The sequence below is a fragment of the Hoylesella oralis ATCC 33269 genome (assembly GCF_000185145.2).
Taxonomy (GTDB): domain Bacteria; phylum Bacteroidota; class Bacteroidia; order Bacteroidales; family Bacteroidaceae; genus Prevotella; species Prevotella phocaeensis.
This window is the reverse complement of sequence record NZ_GL833119.1, coordinates 974,062-985,722: the sequence shown is the minus strand read 5'-3', so window position 1 is coordinate 985,722 and position 11,661 is coordinate 974,062. Positions and strand designations below refer to the sequence as shown.

Annotated in this window: 10 protein-coding genes; 4 read left to right on the top strand and 6 right to left on the bottom strand. The window is 46.6% G+C overall.

Annotated features, from left to right (window positions below):
* Nucleotides 1-42: 42 nt before the first annotated feature.
* Both HMPREF0663_RS06765 and HMPREF0663_RS06760 read left to right on the top strand, forming a co-directional pair.
* Nucleotides 43-1,224: a phosphoribosylaminoimidazolecarboxamide formyltransferase gene (locus HMPREF0663_RS06765; protein ID WP_004369596.1), complete on the top strand. Its 1,182-nt coding sequence runs from the start codon at nt 43-45 to the stop codon at nt 1,222-1,224.
* Between the two features lie 37 nt (nt 1,225-1,261).
* On the top strand, nt 1,262-1,462 hold the full coding sequence (locus tag HMPREF0663_RS06760; protein ID WP_004369595.1) for a hypothetical protein: 201 nt from the start codon (nt 1,262-1,264) through the stop codon (nt 1,460-1,462).
* A 413-nt stretch (nt 1,463-1,875) separates the two neighbouring features.
* On the opposite strand, the gene HMPREF0663_RS06755 is transcribed toward HMPREF0663_RS06760, so the two are convergent.
* The 5 genes from HMPREF0663_RS06755 to hpt all read right to left on the bottom strand — a co-directional run bounded on the left by HMPREF0663_RS06755 (nt 1,876) and on the right by hpt (nt 6,272).
* Complete coding sequence (locus tag HMPREF0663_RS06755; RefSeq protein ID WP_004369594.1) at nt 1,876-2,997, bottom strand: M23 family metallopeptidase; 1,122 nt, start codon at nt 2,995-2,997, stop codon at nt 1,876-1,878.
* A 24-nt stretch (nt 2,998-3,021) separates the two neighbouring features.
* Nucleotides 3,022-3,789: a peptidoglycan editing factor PgeF gene (gene pgeF, locus HMPREF0663_RS06750; protein WP_004369593.1), complete on the bottom strand. Its 768-nt coding sequence runs from the start codon at nt 3,787-3,789 to the stop codon at nt 3,022-3,024.
* A gap of 27 nt (nt 3,790-3,816) precedes the next feature.
* Nucleotides 3,817-4,977: a GTPase ObgE gene (gene obgE, locus HMPREF0663_RS06745; protein WP_004369592.1), complete on the bottom strand. Its 1,161-nt coding sequence runs from the start codon at nt 4,975-4,977 to the stop codon at nt 3,817-3,819.
* A gap of 161 nt (nt 4,978-5,138) precedes the next feature.
* Nucleotides 5,139-5,711: an adenylate kinase gene (locus HMPREF0663_RS06740; protein ID WP_004369591.1), complete on the bottom strand. Its 573-nt coding sequence runs from the start codon at nt 5,709-5,711 to the stop codon at nt 5,139-5,141.
* A 24-nt stretch (nt 5,712-5,735) separates the two neighbouring features.
* Nucleotides 5,736-6,272: a hypoxanthine phosphoribosyltransferase gene (gene hpt, locus HMPREF0663_RS06735; RefSeq protein WP_004369590.1), complete on the bottom strand. Its 537-nt coding sequence runs from the start codon at nt 6,270-6,272 to the stop codon at nt 5,736-5,738.
* Nucleotides 6,273-6,364: 92 nt separating this feature from the next.
* On the opposite strand from hpt, the gene HMPREF0663_RS06730 reads away from it, so the two are divergent.
* Together HMPREF0663_RS06730 and HMPREF0663_RS06725 are read left to right on the top strand one after the other, a co-directional pair.
* Nucleotides 6,365-7,882 (top strand): bifunctional ADP-dependent NAD(P)H-hydrate dehydratase/NAD(P)H-hydrate epimerase, encoded by a 1,518-nt coding sequence (locus HMPREF0663_RS06730; protein ID WP_004369589.1) that lies wholly within the window; start codon nt 6,365-6,367, stop codon nt 7,880-7,882.
* A gap of 3 nt (nt 7,883-7,885) precedes the next feature.
* Nucleotides 7,886-8,929, top strand: a complete 1,044-nt coding sequence (locus HMPREF0663_RS06725; protein WP_004369588.1) for a DUF4831 family protein — start codon at nt 7,886-7,888, stop codon at nt 8,927-8,929.
* A gap of 256 nt (nt 8,930-9,185) precedes the next feature.
* On the opposite strand, the gene HMPREF0663_RS06720 is transcribed toward HMPREF0663_RS06725, so the two are convergent.
* Complete coding sequence (locus tag HMPREF0663_RS06720) at nt 9,186-11,414, bottom strand: glycoside hydrolase family 3 C-terminal domain-containing protein (RefSeq protein WP_016665309.1); 2,229 nt, start codon at nt 11,412-11,414, stop codon at nt 9,186-9,188.
* Nucleotides 11,415-11,661 lie beyond the last annotated feature (247 nt).

Here is an 11,661-nt window from a genome sequence, read left to right as displayed (position 1 = left end):
AAAAGATGTATCTTTGCACGCAGAACCCAACATCTTTTCGAAATGAAAGAATTAGCTCTCAAGTACGGATGTAATCCCAATCAAAAGCCTTCGCGTATTTTTATGGAAGAAGGCGACCTACCTATCGACGTTATCAATGGCAAACCGGGCTATATAAACTTCCTCGACGCCCTGAACAGCTGGCAACTTGTAAAAGAACTGAAGGCTGCCACCGGTCTTCCGGCCGCTGCCTCGTTCAAACATGTGTCGCCTGCAGGAGCGGCAGTAGGCCTGCCTATGAGCGACATATTGCGAAAAATCTACTTTGTAGACGACGTACAGATGGAATTGTCGCCGCTTGCATGTGCATACGCAAGGGCACGCGGGGCCGACAGAATGAGTTCCTACGGCGACTTTGTGGCGCTTAGCGATGCCTGTGATGCGGCAACTGCCACGCTTATCAAGCGCGAAGTGAGCGACGGAGTAATAGCTCCTGACTTCACGCCCGAAGCTCTCGAGATACTCAAAGCTAAGCGCAAAGGCACGTACAACGTCATTAAAATAGATCCACACTACACCCCTGCCCCCATCGAACGTAAGCAAGTGTTCGGCATTACCTTCGAACAAGGGCGCAATGAAGTACGGCTCGACGATCCTAAACTGTTCGAAAACATTCCCACAGTCAATAAAGTATTTACGCCGGAAGCCAAGCGCGACCTCGTTATCTCGCTCATTACGCTGAAATATACGCAAAGCAATAGCGTGTGTTATGTAAAGGATGGGCAAGCCATAGGTATCGGTGCGGGCCAACAGAGCCGCATTCATTGCACGCGACTTGCCGGAAACAAGGCCGATATATGGTGGTTGCGTCAGCACCCGAAGGTAATGTCGTTGCCGTTCAAAGAGGGCATTCGCAGGGCCGACCGCGACAATACGATAGACATATATATCAGCGACGACTGCGATGATGTGCTTGCCGAAGGCACATGGCAGCAGTTCTTCAGCGAGAAACCCGAGGTGTTAACTGCCGACGAAAAGCGTGCATGGATTGCCAAGAACACGCAGGTATCTCTCGGAAGCGATGCCTTTTTTCCTTTCGGAGACAACATCGAGCGAGCACACAAGAGCGGTGTAGAGTACATAGCACAGGCAGGCGGTTCCGTACGCGACGACCATGTAATCGACACATGCAATAAGTACGGAATAGCCATGGCATTCACCGGCGTGCGTTTGTTCCATCATTAATCGCGTTCACATTCCCCATCATCTTTACATATACGACATGAACGACAGTATAGACGATATTATCTCGGGCGGCGGCATCGTATTCCGAGGAGCCCCGAAAGACGGGCCTAAAGAAGACAAGGTTAAGACCAAAGCCAAGAAAAAGAAATACATAACGGGAGCACACGGTTCGGGCTCGGCCCGCCAAAAGGCCAAATATCGCGAACAGCGTGCCAACCGACATAAGAAAAAGAGATAAGGTTCCGCGGTGGAACCTTATCTCTTTTATTATCTGTCGGCCGTTCTACCAGCACTCGATACCATATCTTCACCACCAAACACATCTATATTTAAATTCAAGATAATTGAGCTTATGCCGAAAAACCTATGGTGTAACGGCATAAAACATACTATATAAGATGATTAGAAATATGGTATAAGCCTGTCAGGCGGATAATATAATAGAACAACACACTGTGGTGGCAACGAATATCATCAGAACTTTACTTGGCTAATTTCTCGCAGTCAAGCACATATTCGGTCATTATATCTTAGCTAAGTTTAGCTCTTGCAGCCTTTTCTACTTAACTCTTACAAACATGGCTCCCATCCTTCAGAAAGGTTGTGAGCCGGTTCATCCCGCATAAAAACATCTCCTTGCCGGCTAAGACCTTATTTATTTTTCTTCGATGTGATGCTTCCGGCCTTGGTAAGCGTAAGCGTTGCTTTCTGCAGGGTGTGGGTTATGTGGTCGAAGAGAATGGCAGGATTGAACCTACGCCCCATGAAATGCGTCTCAAAATGGAGATGTTCCGTTGTTGCACGGCCTGTTCGTCCGGTCAATCCGATAACTTGTCCGGCCTTAACCTTATCGCCTACCTTTACAAAATTCTTCGACTGGTGGCTGTAGAGCGTTTCGAAACCGTATTTATGCTTGATAACGATACATTTTCCATAACCGAAATACGTGCATGCCCTCGTTACTATACCGTCGAAAGCCGCCCGTATATTATCGTTAGGTTTAGTCTTTATGTCGACTCCGGCATGGTTGCGTCTGCCGCCATACGGACTTATAACATGAGCATCCGGCAATGGATAAGCCCAATCTCTATCGCCTATCTTCTCTAAGTTCCACCTAAAAGTGCTGTTCTTTTCGAAAGGATTTTCGGTATTTTCAGCAGTTTCTTTCTCTTTTGCGCCCATTACGCTCACATCTACCCTCGATCCGTTCTTCTCACACACCAAAGTTTGCTTGCGCAACTTATGGGTACGAATGCCGAAAACAACCTCCGGATTGATGCGGCCTCCATTAACCATAATGGCAAAGTCGCAGAAAGACTTACCGTCTTTGGTACCTACAACGGCAATAGACTGTCCGGCTTTCACCCGTTCTCCCACTTTCACAAGGTTCTGGGCATTGTTTCCGTATACGGTTTCGAGCCCGTTATCATGCCTTATTACAATAACATTGCCATATTCGGGGTGCTTTCTCGACAAACGAACCGTACCGTTGAACATGGCTTTTACTACATCTTCCGCTTCTGTAACTATCTTTAAATTGCCATTCTTCTGCAAGGTAGCCTTCCCGACCGGCAATGGAAACGAATATTCGTCTTTCGTCAATTCGCCGAATTCTATATTGAAAACATTGGAACGTGCAAAGAGTCCGGGCGTTTCAATACTGATTTGCTGCTGTTCGGCAGCAGTGAAACGATTTTTTATCAGGGCAAACGTCGACATCGTAACGATGAATGATATGCCCAAGAGCAATAGTCTTAAGTTTATTTTCATCATTTGTTCTTTAATTTGACGGTAATACTATTTGAGCATGATACCGGTAAAAATCCTGCCGGAAGCTGTTCCTAACCGGCGTGCAGAGAAATATTCATCGGCATGGGCATAGGTGCATGTGCCGCTATCATATATTTGTTCGGGGCCTATACCCATTTGTTCTAACTGTATCTTATTGCATAAAGGCAAGTCGATATGCCATTTATCGCGCTTCTCTGCTATCTCTTTCATCTCGAAACCAGCCTCGCAGAAAGCATTGTACACATCTTCGCCTACCTCGAAGTGTTCAAGCGATATGCCCGGACCTATGCATGCCTTTAACAAGGAGGGCTCTGTATGGAAAGCATTCCGCATTTCTACCACTGCTTTTTGTACTATCCGTGCCACTGTTCCGCGCCATCCGGCATGAACAGCACAGGCGGCTTTGTGCTCTGTATCGTACAGAAGAACGGGGATGCAGTCGGCTGTAGACACGCCGATACATACATTCGGCACCGATGTAAGTATGCCATCAACGCCGTCGATCAACATTTTGCGGATTTGTTCGGGCAATGTAAAGAACTCGTTGCCTATCTGCCGGAGTTCGATACCATGCGTTTGATGAGGAATAATCAGGCGGTCGACATCGATACCGAGTTCTTCTGAGAGCAACAGGCGGTTTTTGCGTACGGCATCCACATCGTCTCCGCAGTATTCATTGATATTGAATTCGCTGTAATTACCCTCGCTATTCCCGCCTTTCCTTGTCGTAGAAAATGCAACGACTTCGGCATCTATGTTATAGTATTTTATCATCTTATCTACCTGAATGCGACAGACGTTTCATTCGTATTCGAAATCTTCGAGGTCTTCAACATCCTCTATTTCGTCTTCATCGATATATTCAATTCCGTCTTCTCCTTCGTCTTGCAGCTCTTTTGTAAAGTTCGACATATCTTTATCGCGATGTATAAGCGTATCTTCTGCCGTGATTTCCTGCAGTTTGTTACTCTCGCTGTTGAGCTCCGTCCACAAGATATCTTTCAAATCGCCCAATCCTTTCCCCGTTACAGCCGATATGAAAACCACTGGGACGTCGGTAGGAAGCGTGCTCTTCAGCATATCTTCCAGCTCTTCATCCAATAAATCGCACTTCGTTATAGCCAGCACACGATGCTTATCGAGCATCTCCGAATTGAATTGAGACAGCTCATTCAGCAGCACTTCATAGTCTTTTTTGATATCGTCCGTATCGCCCGGCACCATGAAAAGCAGCAGCGAATTGCGTTCGATGTGGCGAAGAAAGCGCAAACCTAAACCTTTTCCTGCACTTGCACCCTCGATAATTCCCGGGATATCGGCCATTACGAACGACTTATGATCGCGATATTCCACAATTCCCAATGATGGTTCGAGCGTTGTAAAAGGGTAATTGGCAATCTTAGGCCGTGCACTCGATACCGCCGAAAGCAATGTGGATTTGCCCGCATTGGGGAAACCGACGAGCCCGACATCGGCAAGTAACTTCAATTCCAATATCACTGTCAGCTCTTCCATAGGCTCTCCGGGCTGCGCATACCGTGGGGCTTGGTTCGTCGGACTGCGAAATTGGAAGTTTCCGAGGCCGCCCCGTCCGCCTTTGAGCAACAATACAGTCTGCCCATCATAGGTAACATCGCAGATATATTTGCCTGTTTCGGCATTATAGACCACGGTTCCGCAAGGCACATCTATATACACATCCTTGCCGTCAGTGCCATGACATTTGTCTCGTCCGCCGTTTCCACCATGCTCGGCATATACATGTCGCCGGTATTTCAGGTGCAACAAAGTCCAGTAATTGTGGTTTCCGCGCAGATAAACGCTCCCTCCATGGCCGCCATCTCCACCGTCTGGGCCTCCGTTAGGTTGGTATTTCACATGACGGAGATGCATGGAACCGCGCCCGCCCTTACCGGATCGGCAATATATCTTTACGTAATCTACGAAATTGGAGTCTGCCATTCTGTAATTATAGAGATTAAATAAATAAGGATTTCAAGGGAATTGATACCGCAACATGGGCTTTTCGAAGTTATAAAAGCCGCACTGCATAACCGCTAAAAAAACTGCGGAAAATTGAAATTACAACCGCCTTGAAGTCCTGAATGTAGAAAAGATACTGCTTACAAGCTATCTATCACCTTGCAAACATCACCGAATATGCGTTCCAACTCGCCCATTCCGGCAATATGATGATGAATTCCTTCGCCCTTATACCATTCGATAAGCGGCGACGTCTGGTTATGATATACGTTCAAACGCTTCTTGATAGTCTCCTCGTTATCATCGGAACGGCCGCTTTGTTGGCCACGGAGAAGCAGACGTTTCATCAGTTCGTCTTCGGGAACATCAAGCTCTATCATCGCTGCAACGCGATGTCCGCGCTTTGAAAGCATCTTCTTCAACGCTTCGGCCTGCGGAATAGTGCGGGGAAAGCCATCGAATATCACACCTTTATGTTCTTTCCCGAAGCCGTCGTATACGCTTGCAAGGATATCGATCATAAGCTCATCCGGTATCAGTTGGCCCTTGTCGATAAAGTCTTTGGCCGTTTTGCCGAGCTCCGTGCCGTTTTTAATCTCGCTACGCAGTACATCCCCCGTAGATATATGCCCGAAACCGTACTTTTCAATCATCTTATCACTCTGGGTACCTTTACCCGATCCCGGAGCTCCAAATATAACAACGTTCTTCATTTCTTTATCTTTTAAACTTTTATTTCATTCGACAAGTGTGTATATATCCCGCAAATTGCGCCCTTGTTGGTCGTAATCAAGCCCATAACCGAGGATAAAATCATTGGGTATTTCTATGGCTGTGTACGCTATATCTAAGGGAACGCGCAGCTTATCGGGCTTCAGAAGCAACGTACATATATGGATTGACTCCGGATTACGGGTTCCCAGCGTCTCTATCATGCGCTTCATAGTCGCTCCGGTGTCCACTATATCTTCCACAATGATTACGGTTCGGCCCGCTATATCCTCGTTCAATCCGATTACTTCTTTAATTTCACCGGTGGAAGTAGTGCCCTGATACGAAGCTAATTTTACAAAAGAAATTTCACAAGGTATCGTTATATCGCGCATCAAATCGGCAGCAAACATAAATGAACCGTTAAGTACAGCAAGCAACAGAGGATTTTTATCTGCCATATCCCGATTGATTTTTTCGGCAACAGCCTTTACACGTTGTTTGATTTCTGCCTCAGGAATGAACGTTTTAAACGTTTTATCCTTGATTGTAACGATGCTCATATAGTGCTATTTTAGATATATTTGTCGCAAAATTACTAAAAATATAATAAACACTTGGTATACATTAGTATTATTTTGTATTTTTGCAACGTATGAAGATATTTACCGGAGCTCAAATACACGAGCTCGATACGTACACCATAGAGCACGAACCCATCAGGAGCATAGACCTGATGGAACGTGCGGCAAAGGCATTAACAAAGGCTATTTCCGAAGAATGGACTAATCAGACACCCATTGTAGTGTTTGCAGGCCCGGGAAATAACGGCGGTGATGCGCTTGCTGTTGCAAGAATGTTAGCCGAACAAGACTACAAGATCGCCGTTTACCTCTTCAACATCCATAATCAACTCTCGGCAGATTGCGCTATAAACAAGCAACGCATTATAGATAGCAGGCGTATAAAGAGCTTCAACGAGATTACGGTTAACTTCGATCCGCCTTCGCTCGATGCCGGAACACTCGTAATCGATGGACTTTTCGGCTCCGGACTTAATAAACCGCTGGCCGGTGGCTTTGCTTCATTGGTGAAATACATTAACCATTCGCCTGCTAAAGTGGTAAGCATCGACATGCCTTCGGGCCTTATGTGCGAAGAAAACACACACAATATACGCGCTAACATCGTAAATGCCGACCTTACACTTACGTTACAGCAGAAGAAACTGGCCATGCTATTTGCCGATAACCAACAATTTGTCGGCGATGTCCGCGTGCTCGACATCCGTCTTTCCCACGAATATATAGTCCAAACCGACTCTCTATATACGCAGATCGAAGAAAAAGACATTCGTCCGCGGATGATCCATCGCAGCGATTTCGTACATAAAGGAAACATGGGCAATGCGCTTCTCGTTGCCGGAAGCTACGGAATGGCAGGCGCAGCAGTACTTGCAGCGCGGGCATGCCTACGTTCTGGCGCCGGTAAAGTGACTGTCAACATCCCTAAACGCAACTACGACGTGATGCAAATAAGCGTTCCCGAGGCCGTATTGCAAATAGATCGGGAAGATACTTACTTCTCCGAACCGACAGATACCGACGATTTCGATGCCTTAGGAATAGGTCCCGGCATCGGTATGAACGAGAATACGGCCATCGCCCTCATTGCTCAATTGCGCCGAACACAGTGCCCTATCGTGGCTGACGCCGATGCCTTGAACATATTAGCCAACCATCGGGCATGGATGCAACAACTGCCTAAGGGTATCATACTTACGCCTCATCCGAAAGAGTTCGACCGTATGGCGGGAAATATCAGTAACGATTGTTACGAAAGACTTACCAAAGCCCGCGAAATGGCGGAACGTTTAGGTGTCTATATCATGCTGAAAGGGCATAACACAGCCCTATGCTTGCCCGACGGACATGTATATTTTAACTCCACAGGCAATGCAGGTATGGCCACTGCAGGCAGCGGCGACGTGCTCACAGGCATTATTACAGCCCTGCTGGCTCGCGGTTACAACACGAAAGATGCCGCACTCGTAGGTATGTATCTGCACGGTCTGGCCGGCGATCTTGCCATGAAAAGTACCGGTAAAGAGAGCCTTATCGCAAGCGATATTATCGACTATCTGCCACAGGCCTTTAAACGATTAAACGATTAAATTATGAAGAAATCTGCTTTAACCATTCTCTACGCATGCTTCTGCCTGCTGGCAACAGCGCAAGTACCTACAGAAGGCACCACTTATTTCCTGCCCAAAACGGCATTGACACTGTCTTTTCTACAAGTAAAGACAGTGTTCACCCCCGGGCAATACGCCAACTACGCCGAGCGTTACATGAAACAAGAGGTGAAAAACCGCCCTTACACGCAATATAGAATTATCGGCATCAGCCTTTCCACATATGCCATTCCCGACTCGTCCAAGCAATATACCGTAACCATTGATAAAAAACATAGTATCATAAGGGTAGAATTAGACCACAACAACGTGCTGAAAGCCGTTAACGCCAAGGCCGCCGAACAAGCTCAACCCATACCTTTCAAGGCTGCACGCAAGCCTCCCGTTGCCAACGTAAAGGACTATCTCACCGAAGATATGATAGCTGCAGGCAACAGTGCCAAGACAGCTGAGCTCATTGCACAGGAGATATACGACATACGGGACAGCAAAAATCAGCTGTCAAGAGGCGAAGCAGAGTTCATGCCCAAAGATGGCGAGCAGCTCAGAATTATGCTCAATTCGCTCAATACGCAAGAAACAGCTCTGCGACAGGTATTCGAAGGTACCACTGTAACCGACACCTTAGAGCAAACCATCAGTTATATACCCACGAAAGAGGTACAAAAGGAATTGCTTTTCAGGTTCTCGCGCCACTTAGGAATGGTAGATAAAGACGACCTCTCCGGCATACCTTATTATATTAGCATAACCGATGAACATCTTATTCCGAAACTTGTAGGAACGGCAAACAACGAAAAGAAATCGAAAGAAGATATCGGACTCTACGTAAACATGCCCGGGAAAATCAAAGTAACTCTTTATCGTGAGGAGCGCATAGACAAGCAATTCGAAGTCTATGCAGCGCAATTCGGGCGCGTAGAGGGTATCAGCGGTTCTCTTTTCGGGAGAAAATTTACCACACACATCATACTTAATCCCATCAACGGCAATGTTGAAAGCATGAATACCGAACCGTTGGAATAACGATAACACATCCTTATTATAAAATAACAGCGCCTGCATACCGCCGCCCTCTCGCGGGTATGCAGGCGCTGTTTGTCCTGTTCGGAACTGCTATCATCAATCTCCGAAAGCAGTAAAAACTTAGAAAAATCGATACGCTTCTGTGGAATTATGGGCGCAAACGATACACCTATGCCAAACAGAATGCCTATCTAAGCTACTTAGATGGCATATCTGTCTGAACTATTTGTACAATACGCTTCCAAGAAATAACTACTTATTGCAAAGTAAACGTGGCTTTCAGTGGTAACGCATCAGACGAATTACCCACCAAGGCCGTAAACTCGCCCGCTTCGGAAGTCCATTTACCGGCCTTATCATCATAGAACGACAGGGCTTTGTTATCTATGCTGATCGACACATCCTTGCTTTCGCCCGCTTTCAAAAATACTTTTGCGAACCCTTTCAGCTCCTTGTAAGGGCGTTCCAAAGACGACTTAACGTCGTGAAGATACAGCTGTACCACTTCTGCCCCATCACGATTGCCTGTATTTCTAACGTTTACGGTAAAGGTAATTCGGCCATCTTTCGTCATTGTCTTGGACGAAAGACGCAAATTGGAAATACGGAAAGTGGTATAACTCAAACCGTGTCCGAAGGCAAAAGCAGGTTTCCTCTTAGCATAGTCTACCCATCTGTATCCTACATAAAGCCCTTCCTTATAATCTTCGTCGATAATCTTCTTGTCGCTGCGCCATGTTCCGGGATAAGTATTCAGTGCATGTGCACCCACATCATCGAGCTTTACCGGCCACGTAAACGGCAGTTTACCCGAAGGATTGATATCTCCAACGAGAACAGAAGCAAGCGCTTCGCCGGCTTCGCTACCGAGATACCAGCCCTGAACAATGGCTGCAACCTTGTCTTTCCAAGGCATTTGCACCGCATTACCCGATATATTCACGTAAATAATGCGCTTGTTAACCTTGGCAAGTGCCGAAATAATACGATCCTGAGCATAAGGTAACGCGAACGTTTTACGGTCATGTCCTTCACAGTCCTGATATTCGCTCTTGTTAAGTCCGCCGAAGAATACCACGTAATCGACATCTACCGCCTTTCTAAGGACATCTGTCATAAGTTGATCGGCATTACGAGTCTCCGATAAGTCCTGTCCGGTGGCCACACCATCGAAGGTTCCCGTAACATCACCTATATAACCGCGCTCGTATTCTACCGTTACGCCACTGCCCAAACGGGCCTTCAAGGCTTCTAAAGGCAACACCTCGCGCTGCACTTTGAGCGAACTGCTGCCGCCACCTACGGTCATCATCTTAATTGCATTCTCGCCTACCACGAGTACACGTTTGGTGTGTGCAACATCGATGGGCAGCACATTGTTCTTGTTTTGCAACAATACGATGCCATCTTCGGCAATCTGTCGAGATGCCTTATAATGATCATCGGAACAAAGGAAGCCTATGGGGCGCGCTTTATTCATCGTTGTGCGATAATAGAGGCGCAGCACACGGCGCACCTTGTCATTGAGTTCCTTGGTTGTATAGCGCCCCTCGGCTATTCCTTGCAAATAAGGATCGGCCATATAATATGCATCATAGGCATTCGTTTTATTCTTAGAAAGGCCGTCTGTCCCCGTACCGAACTCCATATCGAGCCCGTTTTTCACCGCCTGATCGGTATCATGAGCACCTCCCCAGTCGCTCACAACCACGCCATCAAAGCCCCATTCGCCTTTCAGAACTCCATTTAGCAGCAACATATTGTGGCAATTATGCTCGTTCTTGTAGAGATTGTAGGCTCCCATGATAGCCCAAGCGCCGCCTTCAGTAACGGCTGACTTGAACGCAGGCAGGTAGATCTCGCGCAAGGCACGGTCGCTAACGTTCACGTTCACCTGATTTCGGTATTCTTCATCGTTGTTCAATGCAAAATGTTTTACGCATGAAGCAACACCGTTTCGCTGAATACCTTGCACATAAGGTACAACCATGCGCGATGCAAGGTAGGGATCTTCGCCCATATACTCGAAGTTACGCCCGTTGAGTGGCGTTCTGTAGATATTAACCCCCGGCCCTAAGATCATATCTTTGCCCCTATAGAGCGCCTCTTCGCCGAGGCAACGCCCATAGAGAGCCGCCATAGCTGGGTTCCACGAGGCAACAAGACATGTCAGAGCGGGAAATGCCACGCACGAGTCGTTAGTCTGTCCGGCTTGCAACCAACTGTCCCAGAGCACATCCGGCCGCACACCATGCGGTCCGTCGTCTGTCCAAAAGTCAGGAAAGCCTAATCTTGGCACGCCGGCAGCAGAGAATTTGCTTTGTGCATGAATAATGCGTATTTTCTCTCTCAAGGTCATACGCGAAATAGCATCCTCTATTCGTTCGTCAATACTCTTGGAATTATCCAAATAAACAGGAACTTGAGCAACTGCAAAATTCCATGACGACAGGATTAAAAGAATAATAAAACATACCTTTTTCATACATATTTTCATTAAATTACAATTCATTGTGTTGGTTATACGGAGAGGCTATGATACCCGTAAGCAGGCCATAACATGGTAATAGATAGCATCCGCCCACCGCACAAAGATAATATATTTTCAAGAAACTGTAAAATATATGTCGCAAGAAAATAGATATATTTGGAATATCTTACCGAACAGAACCCAATAGAACAATATTATAAGCCAAATATGTGTGTTATGTATGGGGCTTAGACATCACATT